Annotated in this window: 24 protein-coding genes and 1 riboswitch; of the genes, 5 read left to right on the top strand and 19 right to left on the bottom strand. The window is 38.5% G+C overall.

Translation table 11 applies throughout. The features are described from left to right. Nucleotides 1–60 precede the first annotated feature (60 nt). Entirely contained in the window at nt 61–1,503 is a 1,443-nt protein-coding gene (gene cls, locus PRVXH_RS02375) for a cardiolipin synthase (protein WP_353893714.1), read from the bottom strand. 1,955 nt (nt 1,504–3,458) lie between these two features. Continuing rightward, nucleotides 3,459–3,776 (bottom strand): hypothetical protein, encoded by a 318-nt coding sequence (locus PRVXH_RS02370; protein WP_353893713.1) that lies wholly within the window; start codon nt 3,774–3,776, stop codon nt 3,459–3,461. Nucleotides 3,777–3,903: 127 nt separating this feature from the next. On the opposite strand from PRVXH_RS02370, the gene PRVXH_RS02365 reads away from it, so the two are divergent. The 3 genes from PRVXH_RS02365 (at nt 3,904) to PRVXH_RS02355 (ending at nt 5,951) form a co-directional block, all read left to right on the top strand. Beyond that, entirely contained in the window at nt 3,904–4,887 is a 984-nt protein-coding gene (locus tag PRVXH_RS02365) for a TGS domain-containing protein (RefSeq protein WP_353893712.1), read from the top strand. Nucleotides 4,888–5,005: 118 nt separating this feature from the next. Continuing rightward, nucleotides 5,006–5,476 (top strand): QueT transporter family protein, encoded by a 471-nt coding sequence (locus PRVXH_RS02360; protein ID WP_353893711.1) that lies wholly within the window; start codon nt 5,006–5,008, stop codon nt 5,474–5,476. A gap of 13 nt (nt 5,477–5,489) precedes the next feature. Then, the gene (locus tag PRVXH_RS02355; protein WP_353893710.1) at nt 5,490–5,951 is read left to right on the top strand and encodes a DUF441 domain-containing protein; all 462 of its coding nucleotides are present in this window, start codon (nt 5,490–5,492) and stop codon (nt 5,949–5,951) included. Between the two features lie 51 nt (nt 5,952–6,002). Here the strand turns inward: PRVXH_RS02355 and PRVXH_RS02350 are convergent, their stop codons facing one another. The 16 genes from PRVXH_RS02350 to PRVXH_RS02275 form a co-directional block, all read right to left on the bottom strand. Further along, nucleotides 6,003–6,770 carry a hypothetical protein gene (locus PRVXH_RS02350; protein WP_353893709.1) on the bottom strand — a complete coding sequence of 256 codons (768 nt, stop codon included), beginning with the start codon at nt 6,768–6,770 and terminating at the stop codon, nt 6,003–6,005. 148 nt (nt 6,771–6,918) lie between these two features. Beyond that, nucleotides 6,919–8,100: a M20 family metallopeptidase gene (locus tag PRVXH_RS02345; protein WP_353893708.1), complete on the bottom strand. Its 1,182-nt coding sequence runs from the start codon at nt 8,098–8,100 to the stop codon at nt 6,919–6,921. A 517-nt stretch (nt 8,101–8,617) separates the two neighbouring features. Further along, on the bottom strand, nt 8,618–8,947 hold the full coding sequence (locus PRVXH_RS02340; RefSeq protein ID WP_353893707.1) for a rubredoxin-like domain-containing protein: 330 nt from the start codon (nt 8,945–8,947) through the stop codon (nt 8,618–8,620). Between the two features lie 15 nt (nt 8,948–8,962). After that, nucleotides 8,963–9,496 carry a rubrerythrin gene (gene rbr / locus PRVXH_RS02335; protein ID WP_353893706.1) on the bottom strand — a complete coding sequence of 178 codons (534 nt, stop codon included), beginning with the start codon at nt 9,494–9,496 and terminating at the stop codon, nt 8,963–8,965. Nucleotides 9,497–9,671: 175 nt separating this feature from the next. Beyond that, a complete protein-coding gene (yedF, locus tag PRVXH_RS02330; RefSeq protein WP_353893705.1) occupies nt 9,672–10,244 on the bottom strand; it encodes a sulfurtransferase-like selenium metabolism protein YedF in 573 nt (190 codons plus the stop codon). Between the two features lie 169 nt (nt 10,245–10,413). Continuing rightward, nucleotides 10,414–11,343 (bottom strand): diacylglycerol kinase family protein, encoded by a 930-nt coding sequence (locus tag PRVXH_RS02325; RefSeq protein WP_353893704.1) that lies wholly within the window; start codon nt 11,341–11,343, stop codon nt 10,414–10,416. An 82-nt stretch (nt 11,344–11,425) separates the two neighbouring features. After that, nucleotides 11,426–12,556 (bottom strand): Ger(x)C family spore germination protein, encoded by a 1,131-nt coding sequence (locus PRVXH_RS02320; RefSeq protein ID WP_353893703.1) that lies wholly within the window; start codon nt 12,554–12,556, stop codon nt 11,426–11,428. Further along, nucleotides 12,549–13,634: an endospore germination permease gene (locus tag PRVXH_RS02315; RefSeq protein ID WP_353893702.1), complete on the bottom strand. Its 1,086-nt coding sequence runs from the start codon at nt 13,632–13,634 to the stop codon at nt 12,549–12,551. The genes PRVXH_RS02320 and PRVXH_RS02315 overlap by 8 nt, the downstream gene beginning before the upstream one ends. Continuing rightward, nucleotides 13,606–15,195, bottom strand: coding sequence for a spore germination protein (locus PRVXH_RS02310; protein WP_353893701.1), 1,590 nt, complete (start codon nt 15,193–15,195; stop codon nt 13,606–13,608). The genes PRVXH_RS02315 and PRVXH_RS02310 overlap by 29 nt, the downstream gene beginning before the upstream one ends. A gap of 97 nt (nt 15,196–15,292) precedes the next feature. Beyond that, nucleotides 15,293–15,478: a hypothetical protein gene (locus PRVXH_RS02305; protein ID WP_353893700.1), complete on the bottom strand. Its 186-nt coding sequence runs from the start codon at nt 15,476–15,478 to the stop codon at nt 15,293–15,295. A 68-nt stretch (nt 15,479–15,546) separates the two neighbouring features. Continuing rightward, nucleotides 15,547–15,957 carry a hypothetical protein gene (locus tag PRVXH_RS02300; RefSeq protein WP_353893699.1) on the bottom strand — a complete coding sequence of 137 codons (411 nt, stop codon included), beginning with the start codon at nt 15,955–15,957 and terminating at the stop codon, nt 15,547–15,549. Between the two features lie 63 nt (nt 15,958–16,020). Further along, entirely contained in the window at nt 16,021–16,305 is a 285-nt protein-coding gene (locus PRVXH_RS02295) for a DUF503 family protein (RefSeq protein ID WP_353893698.1), read from the bottom strand. 282 nt (nt 16,306–16,587) lie between these two features. Then, a complete protein-coding gene (locus tag PRVXH_RS02290; protein ID WP_353894531.1) occupies nt 16,588–17,535 on the bottom strand; it encodes an IS3 family transposase in 948 nt (315 codons plus the stop codon). Further along, entirely contained in the window at nt 17,475–18,158 is a 684-nt protein-coding gene (locus tag PRVXH_RS02285; RefSeq protein ID WP_353893697.1) for a helix-turn-helix domain-containing protein, read from the bottom strand. The genes PRVXH_RS02290 and PRVXH_RS02285 overlap by 61 nt, the downstream gene beginning before the upstream one ends. A 334-nt stretch (nt 18,159–18,492) precedes the next feature. Then, nucleotides 18,493–20,286, bottom strand: a complete 1,794-nt coding sequence (gene pepF / locus PRVXH_RS02280; protein WP_353893696.1) for an oligoendopeptidase F — start codon at nt 20,284–20,286, stop codon at nt 18,493–18,495. Between the two features lie 441 nt (nt 20,287–20,727). Continuing rightward, on the bottom strand, nt 20,728–21,615 hold the full coding sequence (locus tag PRVXH_RS02275; RefSeq protein WP_353893695.1) for an HAD family hydrolase: 888 nt from the start codon (nt 21,613–21,615) through the stop codon (nt 20,728–20,730). Between the two features lie 180 nt (nt 21,616–21,795). Further along, nucleotides 21,796–21,890: riboswitch (THF riboswitch) on the top strand. Nucleotides 21,891–21,959: 69 nt separating this feature from the next. Between PRVXH_RS02275 and PRVXH_RS02270 the strand changes: the two genes are divergently transcribed. Next, nucleotides 21,960–22,802: a folate family ECF transporter S component gene (locus tag PRVXH_RS02270; protein ID WP_353893694.1), complete on the top strand. Its 843-nt coding sequence runs from the start codon at nt 21,960–21,962 to the stop codon at nt 22,800–22,802. A 35-nt stretch (nt 22,803–22,837) separates the two neighbouring features. Beyond that, nucleotides 22,838–23,200: a hypothetical protein gene (locus PRVXH_RS02265; protein ID WP_353893693.1), complete on the top strand. Its 363-nt coding sequence runs from the start codon at nt 22,838–22,840 to the stop codon at nt 23,198–23,200. Nucleotides 23,201–23,230: 30 nt separating this feature from the next. Here the strand turns inward: PRVXH_RS02265 and PRVXH_RS02260 are convergent, their stop codons facing one another. After that, entirely contained in the window at nt 23,231–24,214 is a 984-nt protein-coding gene (locus PRVXH_RS02260; protein ID WP_353893692.1) for a hypothetical protein, read from the bottom strand. Between the last annotated feature and the right edge of the window lie 1,856 nt (nt 24,215–26,070).

Raw genomic sequence — 26,070 nt, 5'->3', positions numbered from 1 at the left:
AATGAATATATTGCGTCAAGTAATTCCATAGATTATATCTATTTTGCTTTTTCGTCATCACTATAAAAGGGGCGACAAAAGCCTTGCTAGTGATTCTTTTATCTTATCTGTGATAGGCCTTTTAAGATATTCTTTCAAGATTACTTCTTTACTATTCCCTAAATCCTCCAAAAAATCTTTTGTAGCTTGGGCACAAATCTTTTTATCATATATAAATCCGTTAACCTCAAAAGAAAGTTCAAAGCTTCTGACATCAAGGTTGGCAGAGCCAATAGAGGTAAAATTGTCATCAACTATTATAACTTTACCATGAACGAACCCTTTTTCATATTGATATATCCTAACCCCTGCATCTAAAAGATCCTGAAAGTGGGATTTAGATGCCCAAAAAACCGTCTTATGATCCGGAATGCTAGGAACTAAAATTCTAACATCAATACCTGCAAGAGCTGCTGTTTTTAGAGCTACCAAAATACTTTCGTCAGGGATAAGATATGGAGTGGTTATATAAACTTTTTCTTTAGCATTAGCTATAGAGGCAAAGTATCCTTGTTGGATACCCGTCCAGTAAGAATCCGGCCCACTTGAAACTATCTGCATGGACACGTTTCCCTTTTTTTCAATTGGAGGATAATATTTTACGCTATTAACCTCGATATCTTGCTTTGAGACAAATTGCCAGTCTCTTAGAAATATTGTTTGCAATACATAAACCGATGCTCCCGCTACTTTTAAATGGGTATCTCTCCAAAAACCTCTTTTAGGGTCCTTACCTAGGTACTCGTCCCCTATGTTTAACCCACCTAAAAATCCTATCTTGCCATCTACTACTAAAATCTTGCGATGATTTCTATAGTTAAGTTTTTCACCTAAAAAAGGTAAACTAACTGGCAAAAAAGCTCTAACGTCAACACCAGCATCCTCTAAAGGTTTTAGAAAAGACTTTTTTAATTTCCAACTACCTACTGCGTCGTAGACTAGCCTAACGGGTATCCCTTCTTTTGCTTTGTCTATAAGAGCTTGTCTAAACTCTTCTCCTATATCGCTTTCTTTTATTATAAAAAACTCCACATGAACGTGACTTTTCGCCTCTTTTATGCAGCGGAGCATCTCAGAAAAGGCAGCAGAGCCGTTTTGCAAAATCTCTGCGTCATTTTCTGTGGTAAGTGGCGCGTGACTGCTATTTACAAATAACGGGATCATCTTTTTTGCTATGGAATCGTTAGAAAGACTTTTTACATATTCATTATGTTTAGTTAAAGGGATGTTACCTCGCAACAGCTGCTTTACAGCCTTATAATCGGATTTCCTCTTTTTAAGAAAAGTCTTTTTCTTCCGATGGGTTTGACCTAGATAAAGGTATAATAATATACCCAACCCCGGAAGAAAAAACAGCACTAAAATCCACGCTAAAGTTCGTGAAGGATCACGATTTTGCAGTAGCACAATTATACTAATTATAAATACTATAGCCAAAAACAAAGTCATCCAAAGCCAGCCCATAAGTCCAGCTCCCTCCATTACTTTCTATCATACAGGTGGTGCAAATTTCAATTCTATCTGCTTTCTACTTTCTGCTTTCTACTAGATACTAAATACTAATTAGCCACGGTAAAGATTACGATATTGGTTACATGAGTAGTGGTAATAAGTAATTTGAGGTCGGAAGTTGGTAACAAAGAACATAACATCCTATGCCCCTAGTAACAGCGAAGTTTTGGTGGTCATTGCCATATTGGCTAGCCAATTGCTGATGGGTTGACACAGTACGTTTTCGCGGCCAATTTGGGTTTGTGGGGTCTGGGGTCAGCCTGTCAAAATTAACTTTCTACAGTTCAAGAAAGATAATTTTAAAAGACCGACCCCTGCATTTGGGCCATCGGGTTCTAGATTTGATACCAGTTATGGATTACAGTAGCTGTCCGCTTTAGCCCGCGGACTTTAGGTGCGGGAGCAGACACTGCTCCCCTACAGTCAATTGGGGTCATCAGTTAGGGTATTAATTGGGGCTATCCATCTTCGGGACAGAGGGGACAGGTACGGCAGTCCCATTGGAAAACGATGGTACAGCATACCAGTCCCCCTTGTCCCTTGGTTTTGTCATTTGGGTTTTTCCTCTGCTGAAGGATTTGCTATATATTGGAGGGTTTGATTGAAGGCGGCGTCTTTTCTCCCTGTGAGTAAGGCTTTGACTTTGAGCTCGCTTCCATTCAACTTACAATTGACAATTAAGGTCAGAGTCCCGTTGGCAGAGCATCTGCTACCTGCTAAATGCTAAAACCTTAATTGGCCACGGTAACGTTTTTAACGATGGTTCAACAATTGTTTAACAATGGTTCAACGATTGTTCAGCTATTGTTCAGCGTCGACTCAAAGTTAAAGGTGTCGAACATGTGGAGAAACAGTCCATCGGGGTCATGATTTGATACCAGTTTAGGACCTCAGTAGCTGTCCGCTTTGGGGCGCGGACGTTAGGTGCGGGAGCAGGTACTGCTCCCCTACAAACCCGGAAATATATGCTAATCCTGAACTGACGGTGCTAGATACAGCAGTCAGTTGGTTAGTTGGTTAGTTGGTTAGTTGGACAGGATATCAAGAGCGGTTTGTTCTGCCTGGCAGTATTTGCTTTTACCACCTGCTAACTGCCAAATGCTAAAACCTAATTGGCCACGGTAAAGTTTTTAACGATAGTTTAACAATGGTTGAACAATGGTTTAACTATCGTTTTACTATCGTTTAACTACCTATTTAAACCTGGCCATTTTCGCTGGCCATCTACTGATGGGCGACACTGAGGTCGCCCCATACCTCTTCGAGAAGGTGCCATTTTGATTTTTCATTTGGGGCATCATTTTGGGTTTCAGACCCAGCATCAGTTCAGTATTTCAAATCTTTAGATCCTAGTCCCAGCATGTAGCTTATTTATACGTTTTCGCGGCCAATTAGGTTTTGGAATTTTTGACCTAGAGATATAATTTCTAACTTCTTCTTTTGCTACCCCGGGGAATAAAACCAGTGGGGGCTGGGGTCAGCCTGTCAAAATTAACTTTCTACAGTTCAAGAAAGGTAATTTTAAAAGGCCGACCCCTGCATTTGGGCCATCGGGGTCTAGATTTAATACCAGTTTGGGACCTCAGTAACTGTCCGCTTTAGCCCGCGGACGTTAGGTGCGGGAGCAGTAGTGCTGCTCCCCTACAGTCAATTGGGGTCATCAGTTGCGGTATTAATTGGGGCTATCCATCTTCGGGACAGAGGGGACAGGTACGGCAGTCCCATTGGAAAACGATGGGACTGCATACCAGTCCCCCTTGTCCCTTGGTTTTGTCGTTGGGGTCAGCATTTGACGATGGTTTAACAATGGTTTAACTATCGTTCAACTACTGTTCAACTACTGTTCAACTATTGTTAAACTACTGTTCGTCTACATCTACCGTTATACGTTACTATAGTATTCTATATTAATAACAGTGTTCCCTTTCTATCAGCTGGATAAGTCCTTTTTTTTGGCTGGTTAGTAAGGATTTGTTGCTATTTATGCAGCTAATGGCAGTTTCCTTGTCTGGAAATCTACTTTTCATTGCTTTTATACAGTAGCTTACTGTACTCACACTTGGAACCTGATATTTTAGTACCAGCTCCCAAGGTAGTAGCCTTGCAAAAATACAGAGAAACTTATCGCTTAAAACTACTTGTTTTAAAGTTTTATTTAAATTAAGGTCTTTAAAGTTATCAATATAATAGCGTTCACTTTCTAGTCTTTCTACTTTATTAATCATTATTTATCCCCCCACTTATGTTTATATCCACGTCTAAGTAAAGATGACAAAAATAGGAGGAAAAAATTCACGTAATGTTGAATATAACTTAATTAAACAAACCTGATTGACGGAGGTGTTATTAAAAATGGCCGCGAATCTAACACCACAATATTATGCCGCTGAAGAGGCTTACAAAAAGGCCACCACAACAGAGGAGAAAATAGCCCATTTAGAAGAGATGCTTGCTGTTATTCCTAAGCATAAAGGTACCGAAAAAATTCAGGGAGAACTACGTAAAAAACTATCTAAGCTGAAAAAAAGTGAGGATAAAGGTGGTAGCAAGAAAACAGTCAGTCCTTTTGTTATCGAAAAACAAGGAGCAGGCCAGGTTTTTTTGCTTGGATTCCCAAACTGTGGAAAATCGGCTTTTGTGGGAAAGCTTACCGCTGCTAAAACAGAAGAGCAACCTTATCCTTTTTCTACATTTACCCCAGTAGTTGGAATGCTCCCTTATCATGACGTATTTATCCAGCTAGTGGACACTCCTCCCATCGATCCTCAAGGGATATCCGGAGAGTTTGCCAGCGGTATTAAAAATGCCCATCTTTTAATTATTATGGTTGATTTTACAGACGGAGATTGCATTGAGCATATACCCAAAATTCAAAAGCTAATTGAGGAAAAAAGAATAATAAACCACAGTAATACACCTGGAGTTCAAGGGCTTCTTCCCTATAAAGTGCTTTGGGTAGGAAACAAGTTTGATAGCCCAGAAGCTATGGAAAACTTTGAAGTTGCTCAAGACCTTGTAGATGACTTTCCTGATTTTTACAAGATTTCAGTTAAAGACTCTCTAGGATTGGATAACTTGACGGAAGTTTTATTTCAAAAACTAGAAGTCAATAGAATTTATACCAAAGCTCCAGGAAAAGATCCTGACTTTTCAAAGCCTTTTACACTGCCTAAAGGAAGCACTATCTTAGACCTTGCAGAACAAATTCACAAAGACATAGCTGCAAACCTTGAAAAGGCTAGGGTATGGGGTTCTGCAAAGTTTGATGGACAATGGGTTAATCATGATCATGTACTACAAGATAAAGATGTAGTAGAACTTTCTTCAAACACCTAAAGTTTTTTTAGGTGTAACGTTCATCAAAATGTGGTAAAATAACATAGCACAAAAAAATTAACACCATTTAATTAAATGGTGTTAATTTATGCAATTATATATTTTTGGAGGTTAAGCTATGAAAGATATTTTTTCACCTAGAGGTTTGGCGTTAGGAGGCATGGTAGCTGCTTTATACATAGTGCTAACAGCTCCTTTTGCTCAGTTTACTATGGGTCCGATACAATTTAGAGTCGCCGAAGCTCTTACTGTGCTGCCTATAATTATGCCTCAATCAATCCTAGGAGTTTTTATAGGTTGTTTATTGGCAAACATTTTTGCTGGAGCCCATATACTTGATATAGTTGGTGGAAGCCTAATTACACTAGTTGCAGCGATACTAACCTACTATTTTAGAGGTTCTAAACTTGCATACTCATTCCCTATCGTGCTAAACGCTATATTTATTCCGATGATTTTGTATTACGCCTTCGCGGTTCCTTTTTTGCCTACTGTTTTGTCCATATTTATAAGCCAAGCCATCATTATATTGGGACTGGGTGTGCCGCTTATAGCTGTATTAAAACGACGCATTAAAAATTGGCAATAAGGAGGCTGTGTTAATGTTTGGAGAAGGAATGCTTATTTTAATTGCCATCATGGCATTGGCAGTTTTTACCCAGAATCAGTCAGTTGCTTATGCAGTTGCCATATTGCTAGTTCTAAAACTACTCCGGCTTAATAGCGCCATCGAATGGTTAGATGAGCAAGGTCTTAAATGGTCGATAATTTTTTTAACTGCAGCAATTTTGGCACCCTTTGCCTCTGGAAAGGTTTCTATTTCTGAGATTTATTCCAACATAAAAACTCCAGTTGGAATCACCGCTTTGTTGATGGGTTGCTTCGCCACTTACTTAGCTAGAGAAGGTGTTAACATGATGGATACTCGTCCTGACTTAGTCCCTGCCCTAATAGGCGGAACGATAATCGGGGTTTCTTTTTTTCAAGGTGTTGCTGTAGGGCCGTTAGTAGCCAGCGGGATTTTGGCATTTATATTTAGTATAGTAAACCGCTTTTTTAACTAAAAAGGGTTGTCTCTTAAGAGTATTTTCTTAAGAAGACAACCCTTTTTCTTATTATCTTCTGATAACAGTAATTTCTTTTTCACCTGTTATCACAGCATCTTCTGAGTCAACGCCATAAAACATAAATCTATACCTCCCACTTGCCCTAAGAGGTGGTATGTCAAGCTCATATATCTGCCCTGGACTTAAGGTTAACTCTATACCATCACTGTATAAAGGAGATGGTATTTGCATCCATTCATCGTCATCTTTAATATATACTTTCATTCCCAATGTGCTATCAGAAAACGTTATGTCGTGTAAGCGATCGTTAATAACAGTCAAACTAAGGCTCTCCCGTGGTCTAACCTCTGTTTTATCGCTCTTTACTTTTATTTTAGGATAGGGAGTTATAATTAAATTTACTTGTGCTGTGATTAGTTCATTAAAGTTTTCCTTTTCCCACCCTTCAAAGGTCAACTTATACTCCCCAGGATCCATGCCAGAGCAACGAATTTCCAAGTTTGCTACTTCTCCTGGTTTTAACGACAAAGACACAAGTTTAATATCTATGTCTGGATAATAACGCTCCCAAAGTCCTGATGATTTTCGCACAAACATATTTAACCCTAAAAAATTATCCCCAAACAAAATCTCATCATCGCTTTTGTTTTTTATGCAAACGTGAATTACTTCCTCCGATCCATATCTATCAAGGGAGGTTTTTACCTGCAAAAACTCAGGTTTTGTTGGTTCTAGTTTTGAATTGCCTAAGTTAGTTGCCAAAATAACTATTATAATGGCTATTGAAATGACCCCAAGAATAGGAGTAGTCTTCACTTTCCCCTCTCCCCTCTCATATCTTTAAGTTACACCCTCTAGCTAGCGTTTTAATTTGTTATCCTTATCCCCTTAACTTTCCCCAAAATAACATCTACAAGAAAAATACCCCTCTAATGTTATAGACGTTTTAACCTATCAAAAAGTTTCACCTTTTATAGTATTTTTTTATGAGATTTACAAACACATTAGTGCCCTTCCACAGCAAACTATCATCTATATCAAACTTGTGATGGTGGTGAGGGTAGCTTGTTTTTTCGGTGTTATTATTTGTCCCTAAGAAAAAGAATATCCCCGGTGCTTTGCGCAAAAATACTGCTACGTCCTCTCCGCCCATGCTAGGTTTTTCTATTTCCACAATCTGATCGGACTCTGTTACTTCAGATAGTTCCTCTTTAGCCCACTTTACTAATTCATCGTCATTTTTTACTGGTGGATATGGGTCTTTAAAGGTCAAATTATGCCTACCACCAAATGCGGCTGTAACCCCTTTAGCAATTTCATCTATGCTGCTATAAATACATTTTCCTATATCATCTGTCAAATATCTGGCAGTTCCTCTTAGCGTGACTTTATCAGGGATTATATTAGGGGCTGAACCACCCTTTATCTCCCCGATAGTTACTATGGCGTTGTCCGTGGGAGCTAGTCTTCTACTTTTAATTGTTTGCAAAGCAGTGATTACATGAGCTGATACCACCACAGGATCCACAGTTTCTTGAGGAACAGCTCCGTGCCCCCCTTTTCCATAGATATCTAATGAAAACTCAACTGCCGCAGCCATAGTAGGCTTTGCACTTAGACCGATTTTGTTGTACTTAACATCAGGGAAGATAGAGCCAACATGGCAGCCAAACACTGTTTCAAAAGGATATTCTTCATACAAGCCGTCATCTAACATAGCTTGAGCTCCTCCGTACCCTTCCTCACCTGGCTGGAAAATAAGTAGCAAATTGCCGTCTAGCTCTTCTTTGTGCTCAGTAAAATATTTTGCCACCCCTAAAGCCATAGCTATATGAGCATCATGACCGCAAGCGTGCATCCTGCCATCTATCTTGGATTTATAGGGGACATCATTAATTTGTTGAATGGGTAGTCCATCTATATCAGCGCGCAATGCCACAGTTTTATCGCAGCCACTATTTCCCTCAATCAGTGCTGCAATCCCCGTAGATGCAAATCTTTTTCGATTTGTTATACCCATTTTATCTAACTCTTGCTCAATCCTTGTTGATGTTTCTTCCACATCAAACCCCACGCCAGGATACTGATGAAAGTATCGACGCCACTGAGCAATAGTTTCTTGCATATCCAACATTTTCTCCTTCATCCTCCCACTCCTTTATCTATATTTTGCTAATTAAATATATATTCGACCAAAACCGACGTTATCCTTCCTAAACCACATTAAGTATTTATTATTAGTTTGAAATACCAAAACACCCCCGAAGAGTAGGGGGCCTGTAGCGAGGGGAATAGAAAAGTTCTAGGGCGTTAAAAAACCCCAGACCCACAACGTATATGTAATACGTGAGGAGTCTGGGATTTTTTGTCAACAACGAAGGCAGGCGCTTATTCGACCCCACCAAGGCTGCTTAGAAGTGCCTAGATTCTAGGCGCAATTTGCGACGCAGGGCGGGAGCGTATATATAATACGTGACTGGTCTGGGGCGCTAATTGCAACAACGAAGTCAGGCGCTTATCGACCCCACCAAGGCTGCTTAGAAGTGCCTAGATTCTAGGCGCTAAAAAATCCCAGGCCCGCAGCGTATATGTAATACGTGAGGAGTCTGGGATTTTTTTTGCAACAACGAAGATAGGTGCTTATAAGCAGCCGCTCGGCTGTGTTAGCCCCACTTACCCTTACCTATATGATTCTCAATCTCCGCCATAGCAGTTTGGCGCAAGAATTCTGCGCTTTCTTTGGCTTCAGTGAATAATTTTCTACAGCCTGGGTCTAGGTCATCGTCGATGCCTTGATCTGCTATGTCATTTATTGTTTCCATGGATGTGATTAAATCTTTTAAAAGGTAGTTTGTTTGACGGCTTCTGGTTATTTTATCTACGTGTTCCTTTTTTAGCTTTTCAAACTTTTCTTGTGGCGCTCCACATTTGGGACATTTTTCTGGGGCTTCATCTTCTGTATTTAGGTAGTTACAAACAGTGCATTTATACATTTATTATGTCCTCCTTTAGTAGTTTCTGCAAAGCTCCTCATAGTGTGCTTTGCTGTGGAAACATGCTGGGCAAAGTTCAGGAGGAGTAGTTCCTGTGTGAACATAGCCACAGTTTCTACATTTCCACTCGATTTTTTCTTCTCTCTTAAATACTTTACCCTCTTCTACCATATTTAATAAGTGTCTATAACGTTTTTCGTGTTCTTCTTCCACTTCTGCAACTTCTCTAAAGAAATCGGCAATTTTTTCAAATCCTTCTTCTCTTGCTGTTTTTTCAAACTCTGCATACATAGTGGTCCACTCATAGTTTTCACCTTCAGCCGCTGCTTTTAGGTGGTCTGTTGTGGTGGTGATTCCATTTAGATATTTAAAGATTTGCTTTGCATGAGCTTTTTCATTGTCAGCAGTCTCGGAAAACAGGCCTGAAATTTGCTCGTATCCTTCTTTTTTAGCTGCTTTAGCCCAGTACTCGTATTTATTCCTAGCCTGAGATTCTCCCGCAAAAGCTTCCCATAGATTCTTTTCTGTCTTACTTCCCTTTAAATTCATTAGATCCTCTCCTTTTTATATGAGTTCTTAATAGGAATTTTTCCTATTATTATACCTATTCTACAAAACGAGAATAATTCCTGCTAAATATTTAATTTTTTTTAAAAAAATTTCAATAACAATAGTTAAGCAGTAGCCAAACCACCGTTTAACTACTGCTTAACCACCGTTTAAATTATATGCTCACTGTGTCTATTTCATTCATTGACTCTACTATGTCATACATGTTTGTTATCTCGCCACCTATAAGCTTATCTTTTAGCTTATAGAAGTCTAAGCATATACCACAACTAGCTACTTTTGTACCTTTTTGCTGCAAATCCTTAATCGCGTCTAAAACTTCAGACCCCTCGCATGCTAAGCGAACACCGCTGTTTACAAAGGATATTCTTTTTGGATACGGCTGAGTTTCGGTAAGGGTAAAGAAAAAAGATTTCATTAACGCATTACCCAAAGTATCATCACCTTGGCCCAATTTATCGCTTTGAATGATTAAATGTTTTCCAACAGCTTCAGTTTTCTCCTGGCAAACGAGCTCCGCTTCTTCACCAGCTATGGTTATGTGAAAAAAACCGTCCTTTTCTTGGCACTGACTTTTAAAGCCTAATTTTGTACAAAGCTTAGTAACATTGTCCCGTGCCACCTCATTATCAACAATAGATGTAACTGGCAATCCTTTTTCTATGGCTTTTTTAGTATTTATAACAGGCTGCGGACAGTCCAACCCCTTGTTATCGACAATTCTCATTACTACGCCCTCCCTATGTTAAATTTTGTTTAATAATTTAAATTTTATATTTTCGCTTACTTTATTATGTATGTTATTTCAACAACGGAGTATTATCTACCTTTATTTATGTTATTAGTTTTTTTTATATAGTATTGAGAAGTGAAAACTTTCAACTGCATCCTAAGCCTTACTCGCAAATCACCTCTATCTTTTCCTTGTTTAATTTATAATTTATTGACTTGACACTGCCGGTCTCGCCGTCCATTTCTAAGGGCATGTCCCCGTTTAATGATCTTACCGTTACGGTTTTGCACTTATCAGCTGCAATTTTGGGATGACTTAGGTGAGTGCCCGAATATACCTTCCTCAAATTCCATAACAGCCTAGGTTTGGTCATTGCCTTAACTAGCACTAGATCCAGCAAACCGTCATCTAAAATCGCCTCCGGCGCTAGCTTCATCCCACCACCAAGGTACTTGCCATTTGCTACAGCAGCTAGATATACTTCCCCACTAAAAAAAAGTTTATTATCTAATATAATTTCTAAATCAAATGTGGGGCACTTTAACACGCTTAGCAAAGTTCCGAGTAAGTATGACAAAAATCCGCCGGAGGATTTAGTGGTGTGGTTTACCCGTCTAACTACAAACCCTCCTAGACCTACGTCTGATATGTTTATGCATCTTCTTATAATTTTTTGTCCTTGCTGAGAAATATACTCTCCCTCAATTACATCAGAAGGTTTAGCTTTTCCACTTTTTAAAGCCCTTATGGCATATTTTACATCTTTTGGGATTCCCATAGTACGTATAAAGTCACAACCTGTTCCTCTAGAAATGATTCCTAACTTTGCTTTGGGGTTAACTAAACTACCGTCATCTAAAAAGAATCCGTTTACCACTTCATTTACAGTTCCATCCCCTCCAACTGCCACAATTTTTTCATACCCTTTTCTAATAGCCTCCATGGCAATTTCATCGGCTTGATTAGGCGCAGAGGTCAGTTGGTAATCAAAATCATATTTTTCATCTTGCAGCATTTCTTTAATACGAGGCCAGTATTGAGCAGTGCTGCCATTGGCGGATTTAGGATTTATAACGAAAAAAAACTCCTTCATGGCTTTCCTCCTATGTAGATATTTATTTAAATAGTATTCTACACAGCAAGAATAATAACCTCTTTGAAGGAGTTTTGAAGATTTAATAATTTCTTTGGAACGTTGTTCCTCTGATTACATCAATATTGATGTCTATACCTATCTCTGCCTCTGGATAGTCGTCGCGCCACGTGCCCTGGTGATAATAGTCTGTCTGTTGGATTCTAACAAAATGTCCTAGCCCTAAGGGATCGGTATTAGCTTCTTGGAGCTTTTCAACTAATGCTGTACAGGCTAAAGTCAAATCTTTAGCGATATCTTCCGCAAAAATTTCAAAGCTCTCATCTTCTACAACCTCAACATCTCGCATTTGCACTTCCTCTACTCTCATTTTTACTTCCTTTATTATATCGATACTAACGTTTCCATCCACTACATCAACTTCTACTTTTCTGTCACTGGAGGTTATGGAGAATATGACCAATCCTTCTCCTAGATGTTCCCCATTTAGTTTGGTAGTCATGGTGGGGGTAGCTTGCCTATCCATTAAAAAATACAGTAATTTACTTTCATCAAAATCTAGTGTTGTTGCTAATTTGGCCTCCTCATCTAGCAGCGCCATTCCGCTAAAATAGGGGATTTCTTCGTTTTCTTCTATTTCAAACATAGGCATAAAGGGGTCCCGGCCTAATGAAAGAGTATGTGACCAAAGATCATGAAGGGATACATTAAGGCTAAATCCTTCATCACGCATCCACATTAAATTTTCATTAACAAAGGTCCCTATCCGCTGCTCCTCTGGTGGTTTTAAAGCAAGAATATCTTTGGGATCTCCTGGAAAGTAAATGACGCTACTTTGCACTTCTATTTCAGGGATTTGTCTCAAATCCTGCGTCTTTTCGATAAGACCATTTTCTGTAATATTTTCGCCGAATACGATAAGCTGTACCTTTCCAACCGCCATGTTTCTGTTGCGGTATCTTTGCCAGTTGTCCATAGCTCCGGCTAGCCCAAAGCCCGAGACAGTCATTACCCTAGTTTCATCTGCCGCTCTTTCACCAAACAGTGGCGTAACTGTGGTAAAACTCACCTTATCCGGATCTTCGTCAGGAAAGGTTTCAAATCCCATAGCTATAATGATCGCCAAATCATCAATTATATTTACTTCCTGTCTTAAACACCCCGTACATGTTAATAAAAGAACAATTACAATTATCAATACTTTCTTACTCATTTTTCACGCCCCTTATCTTGGCAACTATTATTAATATAATCGGTATAGCTACTATCAAAATTCCTCCATATAACGCAGTAGTACCTGCTAATTCCTCAACCTGCGGAGTGCTGTCAGGGTACCAAGCAGCTACTAACACAATAGGCCAACACGCTAGCGACCAAATGTCATGATAGTCTTTGTTAGTTAGGTGGGCCAGCGAAAAGGTTCCGGCAAAATATTGAATTCCTGCTACCAGCACAATTTTAGAAGTCCACATGTAAATAAACAAGGTGTCTAGCCTTTCAAATATTTCCATCTCAACAAGCTTCATGTGCTCTAAAAAGGGCCAATATATAAGCTCCACCTGCTCTACTCCCATCATCAAAACTACCACAGCGGTTATGGATGCATATATAAACCATACTGAACCGATAGCTAAAGTTGTAACCCTGCTAAAGCTTTTTTTATTGTTTATATATGGGTAGAAAATCAATATCAGCTCTATTCCTAAAAAAGCTAAAACAGCCTCTTGAGTTGCGATTAAAGGGGGCATAACTCCCCATTCTAACACCGGCAATAGATTTACATACTCGCCTGCAAAAGCTGGCTGAAAAAAAAGAAAAAAAAGCGGACCTGTGGCAAACATTATTACTATGGTAAAACGGCTCAGTGTACCTAACCCACAGCGGCTAAGATATACTATTATGGCTAAGTTGATAAACAAGATGAGTATTAGAGGGACAGTAATCTGAATGTAAATATACACTAACTCCATAAACATTCTTAAAACTGCTGCGGCAGTAATAAAGGTGTAAAGTGCATACAAGATTATGACAGCTGATCCTAGGTATTTACCTAGCACCAACACACTAGATTGAGCTAGGGTTTTGTCAGGAAACATTTTAGCATAGTAGATGCAAATTTGGCTGTAGATAAGAACCACTAAGGCAGCTATGGTTATGCTAATCCACCCGTCCCTTCCGGCTTCTGCCGTAACTTCCCGCGGCAAAGTTGTAACCCCAACCCCAACCATAGCCCCTATCAGAATTGCGTACCACTCAAACTGACTAATCTTTCTTTTTTCGTGTCTTTTCATCGTCGTTTTCCACTCCTATCTGCCGCCTTAAATTTTCAGTTTTTGCAGTTTGAACCGGTCGCCTTCTCATCCATCTAATAGGGGCCCTAAAAATATTGTCCCGTTGCTCAGAAAGCTTTAAGGGTGAGAAAGGTTGTAAAAAAGGCACTCCGAAGCTTTGAAGATTACAAATATGGATAAAGATAACCATCCAAGTAAGAACAAAACCAAATCCACCTAAAAGCCCCGAAGCAAAAAGCAAAGGAAACCTAAGCAATCTAACAGAAGAGGCCATGTTGTAGTTGGGTATTGCAAAACTACCCAACATAGTTGTGGCGGTAAATATAACTAAAATAGGGCTAATTAACCTAGCCTGAACAGCAGCCTCTCCTATTACAAGAGCTCCCACTATACCAATTGTTTGACCAATTGGTCCGGGTAGCCTTAAAGTAGCCTCCCTCAAAAACTCCACGATTACCTCTAATAGTAAAGCCTCCATAAATGGAGTAAAGGGAAGCTCCTCTCTTGTTTCCGCTATAGAAAAGATAATATCTATGGGTATCATCTCATACCGGAAGCTTGTCAAAATCACATATATTGCAGGCAGGCAGGTAGCTAGAAAAAAGCCTGCAAAACGAAATATTCGAGTTATAAAAGTGTAGATATACCGGTTATAATGATCCTCGGGAGAATGAAAAAATTGGGCTAAGGTCACGGGAAGTACTAAAGCAAAAGGGGTGTTGTCCACAAGTATTACCACCTTGCCTTCAAGTAGGTGGCCAACCGCCCTATCTGGACGTTCAGTATTTAATATTTGCGGAAAAATAGATATGGTCCGTTCTTCTATTAACTCCTCAATATAGCTACTTTCTAGCACTCCGTCTATATCTATCTTTTTTATCCGCTCTTCCACTTCCCGAACTACTGTGTCATCTGCGATGCTGGCAAAATAAGTTATTACTACATCAGTTTTACTTTGTCGCCCCACCTTAAAGTGCTTCATCTTAAGATCATTATTTTTAAGTCTTCTTCTGATTAGAGCTGTGTTAAATCTAAGAGTTTCAGTAAATCCCTCTCTAGGTCCCCTAATAGTTTGTTCGTTACTGGGCTCTTCCACCGACCGCCCTTCCCAACTTCTGATATCAATTGAAAAGGCGCCATTTATCCCATCTACAAATACCAGTGCCTCTCCACCTAATAAGGACTCCACTACATTGTCAAAGTCATCTTGTTCCTCTGCTTGGGCGGTGCTTAACAGGCTGTCATGTATATTTTGTTTGGAGTATCTCATGTCCTTAGATTTAGGTGCTAATACAGTGAGGGATTTGACAATATCTGCGCCAATGGTCTCTTGGGCAGCTAATCCATCGACGTAAACTATTAACACAGTTATGGAAGAGTCGGCAATTTTTATCTTTCGAAAGTCTATGTCGTCACAATCTTTAAAAAGGTTCTTTAAATAATCATGATTTTTTTTAAGCGAGCTGTATACTTTTTTACCGTTACTGCTATTGTTCATTGATTGAGTCATAGACTTTGGTGGAGACACTTTTCGTATTAACTTTTTTATCGCTCTTTTCATTTTCATGCCTCCTAAACAGTAAATGGTGATATTTCATAGTTTTTCCTTAAAAGTCAAAAAATAAACACCGCTGCCGAAATTAATCGGTAGCGATGTTTTAACAGTCCTCATCCTGAGAGTATCTAAACCCTTGCAAATCTATTAGGTTATGGTCTGACAGTTGTTTCATAATTTCATATAGGGATTCCTTTTTATGCTCGGGAAGTTCCCTAATAAATTGGTCTATCGTTTCCTCTGAAACCTTGGTGGTAAATTGAACATCTCCTAATCTAACCTCTCTCACTATATATGCTCCTCCTTAGTAGTTGATATAATTAGTTTGCTTAAGAGGATGCATCTATATTCCTTTTTTTATGAATATGCTACTGTTTTTCCACCATCTAAAACTTTTAAGTGCTTAGAGTTATTAGATATGGTCAACCACTTACAAAAAGATGTTATTGTCTCATCAAAGTTTTTACAGTGCACATACAAAGCAGCCGGCTCAACATACGGCCAGCCCTCGACATAAATAACGTTACCGGTTGGAGTAAGTAGCACCCATACCTCCACCTCTCCGCTATATAATCCATCAATAATATAGCTAGGTTTTCCAAACTGGTTTTTAATTCTATCTAAACAGTATTTAGAATCCCAAGAATAGTATTGATTTTTAAGCTTTGGGGATAGCCTTTTGAGTGAAAGAAGTGCATATTCACCCATCTCTTTTGCTTTTTCATCATACAAAACGGTGTAGGTAACTCCCTTTATACGGTGGCGCATGGATACCCTCCTAAAAATTTCTTGTTTAATAAAATTTATGCTTTTAGTTGCTTTTTTATTCTTTTACAGTATTTCATGATTTATGGAGCTAATCTCTACCTCATGCTCGCTATTGTCAATATAGTTAATTACTCTCTGTCTTAGCTTATCCAATTGTTGCAAATTTATCGAAACACTGCAAATTCCAAGCATAAATTTGTTTTTTTGCTCAGGAAAATGCTTTTGCGCCACCGACACATTAAACTTATTCCGAAGCTTTTCAGCTAAACTGTTACTAATATTACGCTTAACCTTTAAACTCTCGCACTGGTAAATAAGAAAATCCATTTCTAAATATAACACCCTCATGTTAAGCACAACCTTTCAGTAAAATATAAGATAATTGGCCACGGGAACCAAAATTTTAAGCGTTTTAAACCCTTATTGGCCGCGAAAACGTATAAATTAGCTATCTGCTGGGTCGCGGTTCCTTTTCCAAATTAGCTACATGCTGGGTCGGTGAGAGGATGGTTAACTATTTGCTAATTATAATGTCTTACAAAGATTTAAAAATGCTAGTAGTTATACTTATTCCAGACCCAGCATCATGACCTGCCCCCTGTCAAGTAGACAATGAAAATAATAAAAAAATTAAGCAGTTAACTGATATTGATATCGATATTCTATTGGACTTAATCCGCTCAGCTTTTTCTGTAGCCTGGTATGGTTATAGAAGTGGATATACTCGTCTATTGCATCTTTTAACTCTTTAAATGTTTGATAGTTGCCCTCTAAGTAATACTTTTCGACCTTTAGCTTACCAAAAAAACTTTCTATTGGTGCATTATCAAGGCAGTTTCCTGCTCTTGACATACTCTGTGTTATATTTGCAGCCTTTATTTTTTGTTTAAATCCATTGGAGGTATACTGGAAACCACGGTCACTATGGAGTAAAGGAGTCGCTCCAGGTGATTTTATCAAAGCCTTATCTAAGGTCTGAAATACTAGCTGATTATTATTAGAGTGGCTTACAACATATGAAACAATGGAGTTATCGTACAAGTCTAAAATAGCACTTAAATAAGCTTTTTTGTTGCCATATTTAAACTCTGTAATATCTGTTACCCATTTTTCATTTACCTTATCTGCTTTGAAGTTACGTTTTAATATGTTTTCCGCTATGTGTTCTGGTTTAGATTTACCATAGCGTTTCTTTTTTCTTCGGGTAATTGATTTTAGACCTGCAACTTTCATTAGGCGATGAACTCTTTTATGGTTTATCTTCTTTTGATATATACGGTCTAGGTACAACTTTAACACTCTATAACCATAAACACCTTTAAAACCATTATAGAGTAAAATCAGATCTTCCATAATTTGTTCGTTTTCTACTTCTAAATCAGTTTTTTTCTTGTCTAGCCATTTATAATAAGCAGAGCGAGTAACACCAGCTACCTCGCATAGCAATATTATTGGAAAATTGTCTTCCTCATTCAATTCTTTAATAACAATATATTTGTTTTCTTGTCTTACTCTATTTAAAGATTCCCCCTTTCTAAAGCCTTCAGCTTTTTTAAGAAAGCATTCTCCGCTCTTAATTTTTCGTTTTCTCTTTTTATTTTCTCCATTTCAAGTTTAGCTTTTTCTGTTGCTGTGAGTTCTTCTTCGCTTTTCTTACGACCACGTCCATCCTTTAATGCATCCTTGTTACCGGAGTTGTATTTTCTAACCCACTGATAAACTTGCTGGTAGGAGACCTGATAAGTTTTAGCAGTAAGTTCATAGTTATAATCGTTTTCAATGCAAAATAATACTATTTTAACTTTATCTTCAACAGATTTTCGTTTAGACATAGAGCAATCCATCCCTTCCATTTCTGTTACTGAATTTAATTTTCTATGTCCATTATACTTTTTTACCCACTTACGTAAAACACTATGATCAGTAATTCCATATTTTTTTGCTAAAAATCTTAAAGTATGTTCACCTGATAAATATTCTTTAATAGCATTTTCCTTTACTTTTTTAGAATACTCGACTGGCGCTTTACAATCGGCAAGTCCTTCTATACCAAGCCTTGAGAACTTATCTAACCACTCGCTTATAGTCCCTCTATTAATATTATATTTGTAAGCAATGCTAGTTTTTGGACTATCTCCGTTTTTGTATTCCTGTATGATATGATACCTTTCTTTGGCACTGTATTTATTTTTAGTGTTCAAAAATATTCCCCCTAACCAGTAGATTTTTTTATTTCAACTGTCTACTTTGTAGGGAGCATATCATTCTGCTGGGTCGCAGTTCCTTTTCCAAATTAGCTACATGCTGGGTCGGTGAGAGGATGGTTAACTATTTGCTAATTATAATGTCTTACAAAGAGCAATGTTTTTAAAAACACTAGTATTCCAGACCCAGCATCACATCTAGTTTCAATTGTCTAGATCTTAGACCAAGCAGAAAGAGCAAGTATCGACGTTTTCGTGGCCAAATAATGTTTTCACTTTAGAAGTTTTAGATTAAAAGCGTAAAAAAGGAGCCATAGGGCTCCTTTTTTTGTTATATTAGCTCTTCTAGCTCATCCATCAATCTGTTAAATACATCTATAGTCTTTTCGATAGGGTCTGGTTCTGTCATATCAACTCCTGCATTTTTCAGTAGGTTCATGGCATAATCGCTGCCGCCACCTTTTAAAAATGACATGTAGTTTTCTATGGCGTTTGGTTTATCTTGTAAAATGTCCTCAGCTATAGAAGTAGCTGCAGAAAATCCTGTTACATATTTAAACACATAATAGCTTCTGTAAAAATGGGGAATTCTTGCCCATTCCATGCTAATCGGTTCATCGATCACAGCATCTGGCCCAAAGTACTTCTCGTTAAGAGCTATCCAAAGTTGTTGTAGCGCCTCTGCTGTAACAGGGTTACCTTCTTCAACTAGTTCATGGGCTTTAAGCTCAAATTCAGCAAACATAGACTGGCGGAAAACCGTTCCCCTGATTGCTTCTAAGTATTGGTTAATTATATAAAATCTCTTTTCTTTATCGTTGTTTGTTTTCATAAGATAGTCGTTTAAAAGCGCTTCGTTGACCGTTGAAGCAACCTCAGCGGCAAAAATATTATAACGAGAGTAGGTAAATGGTTGGTTCTTTTGCGATAGATAACTGTGAATGGAGTGCCCCAGCTCATGCGCTAATGTAGAAGTTGAATTAAGTGTGTCATCGTAGTTAAGTAGTATATATGGTTTGGTTCCATAAGAGCCTGAAGAGTATGCCCCACTCCTTTTGCCTTTGTTTTCGTATACATCTACCCAGCCTTCTTCTAACCCTTTTTTCATAATAGAGGTGTACTCATCGCCTAGCTTTTCACAACCTTTTAATACCATCTTTTTAGCCTCTTCATATGGTATGTCCATGGATATATTGCTAGCTAAAGGAGTATAAACATCATACATATGTAGTTTGTCTAATCCTAACATCTTCTTTTTTAAAGATACATAGCGGTGCAACGATTTTATGTGTTTGTTAATGGTGTCTACCACATTATAATAGACAGCTTCAGGTATGTTATCAGGGAAGAGTGCAGCGTCTAAAGAGTTGTTGTGTTTTCTAGCCTTAGCATAGAAAATATCTCCCTTTATTCTAGCGCTATAGTTAGCAGCCAAAGTATTTTTAAACTTTTCATATGTTGAGTACATTGCTTCAAAAGCTTCTTTACGCACTCTGCGATCTTTTGACATCAAAAACTTAACATATCTACCGTGAGAAAGCTCCACTTTTTCGCCATTTTCATCTGTTACTAATGGGAACTGAATGTCAGCGTTGTTAAACATTCCAAAAACTGAAGCAGGTCCGTTGTTAAGCTCTTGTGAAAGGGATAGCAACCTTTCTTCTTCAATTGAAAGAGTGTGCGGCGCTTCTCTAAGAATATTTTCTAAGTAAAAATCATAAAACTTAAGTTTTGGCTCCTGCTCCATAAGCTTGGTAACTTTTTCTTCGCCTAAGGATAATATTTCAGGAGTTATAAAGGACGTGGCGGTCATGGCCTGGGAATATAAGCTTTCCGCCTTTTGATAGTAATTTTGATGCTCAGTATTAGAAGTGTCTTCATCTCGCTTAAGGCTGGTAAAGGTAAATACTTTACCAAGTTTTTCAGCTAGTTCATCTCTAAGCTGAAGACATTCTAATAAAGTTTTTCCGTCGTTAAGGTTGCCTTTAAAATCTGCAAATTTCTTAAGGTTTATTACTACGTTACGGTAGTCGGTCTCCCATTTATCCCAGCTTTCATAGATGTCTTCAACTTGCCACTTATACTTGCTGTCAATTTCACTTCTTAAAGGTAACGCTTTTGCCATAACTATCCCTCCACTTATTTAAAATATTTATCCCATAGCTCTTTAAGAGCTAATGAATACTACTTTCTAGTAAAATCAAATTTACAATTCACAATGGATAAGTTCAGTTGGACAGCAGACAGTTGGCCAGTTGGACAGGAAACCCTAACCATAAAACCACAGATTCTTCACTGCGTTCAGAATGACAAAGCACTAAAGGCCATTAACAACTGTTAAGCAGTAGTTTAAAATCGGTGTGAAGCAACGGGTTTCTCGATTGTTTAACTATGGTTTAACTACTGTTTAACTACTGTTCAACCACTGTTCAACCATCGTTCAACTACTGTTCAGCTATTCCCTTTAATCCTATCAGAACTTGCTAAACTTTGCAAAAACTTTTTTAAAAGAAAATCCTCCAACATGCCACAGGGCATCGTGGAGGATAGTAAAAAACTTAATAACTTAAACTGTCCTTTTAATTATATCGAAATCTTTCTTTTTTGTTAGCGCAAATTCTTTTATCGCTGTAGCTACACCATTATCATTATTGCTAAAGGTTATATGGTTAGCATTTTGCTTAGCTTCGTTTGTTCCATTTGCCATGGCTATAGCCATGCCCGCTTTTTTAAACATTGAAATATCGTTGGCGCTATCTCCAATTGCTATGGTTTTATCCAGCGGTACATTATAATACTCCGCTAGCCAGATTAACCCCTCACCTTTTGAAGCTTGCTCCGGGATGATTTCTAAATAACCGTAGTTACCAACAAAATGTGATTCAATACGGCATGAGAGATTGGCCAGTTTGCCCTCAATATTTTTGCAGCTCTTTTTGTCACCAACAACAAAAAACTTGTGTATATCGTAACCATCTTCGATAGTTAAACTTTTTTTAATACTTACCTTACTTTCTTTATAGTCCTTTAACATCCTAATAGTATTTTTAAAGGAAAATTTATTAGTCCCATTTAACATTTTTGCCAACTCTATTAAATTATTTCTCCCAAAAGATACTATGCCATCTAGGTGATAGCCTTGGATAAAAACTTCCTTTTCATTCTTGAGTATCTCTAACATCTTATTAACTGTATTTTTAGAAAAGCGGTGGCATTTTTTCAATTCCCCATTTTGAGGGTCCCGGATCATGCTACCGTTAGCAGTTATTAGAGGTGCTTTTATGTTAAGCTTTTTAGCAAAACAAAGGGCTGAGTGATAGCTCCTCCCCGTAGATAGAGTTACTATCATTCCTTGGGCGCTCGCAGTTTTAATAGCTTTTGCTGTCTTTTCTTGTATGTTCCCGCATTTATCTATCAACGTACCATCTATGTCAATAGCAATGATTTTATACATTCTCGCCACCTCCTTCTAGTTTTGATAATTGATCAATTTCTTTTAAAACATATCACATTATACAACATTTTATCGGCATGTTAAAGGATAAGATTTACTTTCCATATTTTTAGATATTTTTGTTAATTATTGTTTTCTTTTTTTTATGTTGATGTTATAATGCCATTAAACCATAAAAAAGGCAGAGTAGACGTCATGCGTTAAGTGCTGTGGGATGGGATGTAGCCTACAGACGAAAGGATTTTTCCTGCGGTATGACCGTCGCGTCCGCTGTGATAAGTTAAAAAACACTTATTTTTTTAACACGACGCCTGCCTCTCAAACAAAAAAGGAGGCTTTTTTTTATGAATGTTTTTAATTTTTTTGCAAACTTTTTAGTTAATTTTCACGAGTTAGGTTTCAATCTACAAATTTTGTGTTTTGGACTGTTGCTTCTACCACTCTTTTTAGCATCAATGGCTGTAAAGACAAATCTCAGCACTCAAACTAAAGCTTTTTGGATATGTTCCTTTCTCATAGGAACTTTTTCTCTGATTATGACCACAGATGCTTTTATTCAACATCAAGGTAACTTCTTTCGCAGTGAACCCATCTGGTTTTTTCTTACCTTAATTTTTAATGTAATCTTACCTATTGTATATATTATGACCATAGGTGTAAACAATGACAAAAAAATTCCTACCCAACATCTTGTATACGGAGCAATCTTGATGGCAACTAGTATCGCTCTTACTCGTCTAGTAAGCATACAGCTTCCTACTACAAGAATAGGATTTGGACCCATACCTATAATAACTGCAAGCATTTTATTAGGTCCTGCTACCGGTGCACTGGTAGGTGCAGGTTCTGATATAATTGGTATTATCATCGCTCCTCAAGGCGCTCCGATTTTTTGGATATTTATGGCACAAACTCTTTACGGAGTGATTCCGTTTTTTGTACTAAAATTATTTAAGGAAAAAACACCGTTAGCGTTTGCAGCTGCCACAGTGGTTACGCAGTTTGTGTGTGGTTCGCTCACTACCTACGGACTTGCAATCACCTTTGAATGGCCGCTAATTGAAACTTTTGTGACCAGAATGCCCGGCCAGCTTATTAACATGGGTGTTTATTCATTTGTTGTGTACCTTCTTAACGGCAAGGTCTTTAGCAAGATAGCCACTTCACCATTAACTGAAATTAAATAGCTTCTTAGCGCAAAATAGTACCTAGGAGGTAAATTATGGACATCAAAGAACTAAAAATAGGCACATTTTCCGAAGCAAAAAAGGAAATAGAGGCTGTCAAAGCTAGCCCTCCGTCTGTAAACCTTATGGCGGAAAAAAGCATATTTAAAACAATTAAAATAAACGATATGTCTACAACTGCTGCAAACATACTAAAGCAAGAGATGCTTTCAAGAGGTGGCGAGGCCGCTGTTAGCGAAAGAACTGTAAACTGCAAAGATAAAACTACAGACGTGGTTCTTATGGGAACTTTAAGACAGTTTAGAGAGGTGTCTAAGAAAATGCGTGGACAACCACTAGGACTTCCTGACCTTGGGAAATGGATAGAACAGATGGTATCTGAGGAAAAGAAAAAATAAAGAGATGGGCCTTTGCCCATCTCTTTATTTTTATTTAAAACCAATAGGCTGAGTATAGCTTACTCCACCTTGACCAATGACTTCTGCTCTTAGATAATTTTGCAGTCCTTTAGCGTTTTTATAATTTATAGATTCGCCTATGTGTATTATTTTTCCATTGGAAATCCACACTACTTTGTCATAGTTTTCAGCCTGGATAGAGACCATGTTGTCTTCTCTATCTACATCTACACTGTTGATAACCGGTGGTAACCCCACGGGGTTATCCACTGTACTTATAGAAGAAAAGTAAAACTGACCTTTAATCATGGCATTTTTTAGGTTTTGCTCTGAAAGCTCTGTCAGCAAAAAGACATTCCAGTCTCTACCAAGATGCTCATGTTTATGCATGTCATCATTAGAAAATCCCCAAACAAGATTATCAGCAGGCAAAATAGATAACACCTTATCCCAAAGCTTTAAATCATCAGAATATCTATTCCCTTGATTTATGGCTTCAAAGCCAATAAGGTTAGGATGCTTTTCATACAGCTCTGCATACCACCCAGCTGATGCGTTATATCTGCCTGGGTGGGCCATGACTACCAGCCCACCTTTTTCGCCTATTTCTGTTAAAACCTCTTTTTTGTTAGTTAGCGAGCTTTTGTAGTCTGTAAAATAACTTAACATATGATGATTATTTGAAATTTCATTTCCCTGTACCGAAAGCATGCCTACGCTATCTGTTTTGGTATAGTCACTCCATGGCCAGGTAACGTGATTATGGTCTGTAATTGATAAAATACCATAATCCCTATTGTAGTATTCTGCAATAACCTGATCAGGGTCTAGCTTTCCGTCACTATTAGTGGTATGACTGTGAAGGTTTGCCTTGTAATGCCCGCACCTCTCCCAATCAACGTCTTCATAAGGATTATATATTTGGGTTTGGGCAAAAGCCAAAGAGGCATTAATTGAAATAGCTAAACATAAAAATGTTGTGAGCACATAACAATACACGATAATTTTCTTCATCCTAAAACCCCTTTTTTAAACATATTGGTATTATTAGTATGTTTAAAAAAAGAGAAATCATAAGCACTGCGTTGATTAAGGGACAGGAGATTAAGGGCAAAGTCACGTTGTCAGTTGGTCAGGAGTTCTAGGGGGGTTTGTTTGGCAGTATTTGCTTTTGCTACCTGCTCACTGCTACCTGCTACCTGGCCGCGGTAAAGAATACGATATTGGCTACATGCTGGCTCCAAATCAATCCATCCTTTTTAACGATGGTTCAACGATTGTTTAACTATTGTTCAGCGTTGACTCAAAGTTAAAGCTGTCCCACATGTGGAGAAACAGCCCATCGGGGTCTGGATTTGATACCAACTTGGGACTGCAGTAGCTGTCCGCTTTGGATCGCGGACGTTAGGTGCGGGAGCAGGAGACTGCTCCCCTACGTGCAAACCCGGAAATATATTGCTAATCCTGAACTGACATATTTAAGTTCATAGATTCTTCACTTCGTTCACAATGACAAGCTACTTTGGGTTTCAGACCCAGCATCAGTTCAGTATTTCAAATCTTTAGATCCTAGTCCCAGCATGTAGCTTATTTATACGTTTTCGTGGCCAATTAGGTTTTGTTAGGGTCAGGGGTCAGCCTGTCAAAATTAACTTTCTACAGTTCAAGAAAGGTAATTTTAAAAGACCGACCCCTGCATTTTGGCCATCGGGGTCTGGATTTGATACCAATTTGGGACGTCAGTAGCTGTCCGCTTTGGACCGCGGACGTTAGGTGCGGGAGCAGAAACTGCTCCCCTACAGTCAATTAGGGTTATCAGTTGCTGCTATCCATCTTCGGGACGAGGGGACAGGTACGCAGTCCCATTGGGAATCGATGGTACAGCATACCAGTCCCCATTGTCCCTTGGTTTTTATGATTGGGTCATCATTTGGGGTTTTCACTTCCTGAAAGATTTGCTATATATTGGAGGGTTTGATTGAAGGCGGCGTCTTTTCTCCCTGTGGGTAAGGATTTGGCTTTGAGCTCGCTTCCATTAATATCAGAGACATGACAATGTCGACTCAAAGCCTAAGCTGTTCCACATGTGGAGAAACAGCTTAGGCTTCTTACAAACCCGGAAATATATGCTAATCCTGAACTGACATATTCAAGAACGGCCATATTCGCTGACCATTTACTGAGGGGGTACCATCTTGGTTTTGTCATTTGAAGCATCATTTTGGGTTTCAGACCCAGCATCAGTTCAGTATTTCAAATCTTTAGATCCTAGTCCCAGCATGTAGCTTATTTATACGTTTTCGTGGCCAATTAGGTTTTGTAGGGTCTGGGGTCAGCCTGTCAAAATTAACTTTCTACAGTTCAAGAAAGGTAATTTTAAAAGACCGACCCCTGCATTTGCGGTGCTTGGTACAGTCCATTGGGGTCTGGATTTGAAATCAGTTAGGGATTGCAGTAGCTGTCCGCTTTGGACCGCGGACGTTAGGTGCGGGAGCAGGAGACTGCCCCCCTACAGTCAATTAGGGTTATCAGTTGGTGCTATCCATCTTCGGGACAGAGGGGACAGGTACGGCAGTCCCATTGGGAATCGATGGTACAGCATACCAGTCCCCCTTGTCCCTTGGTTTTTATGATTGGGTCATCATTTGGTGCTTTCCCCTCTGCTGAAGGATTTGCTATATATTGGAGGGTTTGATTGAAGGCGGCGTCTTTTCTCCCTGTGGGTAAAGATTTGGCTTTGAGCTCGCTTCCATTAATATCAGAGACATGACAATGTCGACTCAAAGTTAAAGCTGTCCCACATGTGGAGAAACAGCTTAGGCTTCTTACAAACCCGGAAATATATGCTAATCCTGAACTGACATATTCAA

The organism is Proteinivorax hydrogeniformans, assembly GCF_040515995.1.
Taxonomy (GTDB): Bacteria; Bacillota; Proteinivoracia; order Proteinivoracales; family Proteinivoracaceae; genus Proteinivorax; species Proteinivorax hydrogeniformans.
Note: the sequence above shows the minus strand (reverse complement) of the source record. Positions and strands in the feature narration are given on the sequence as shown.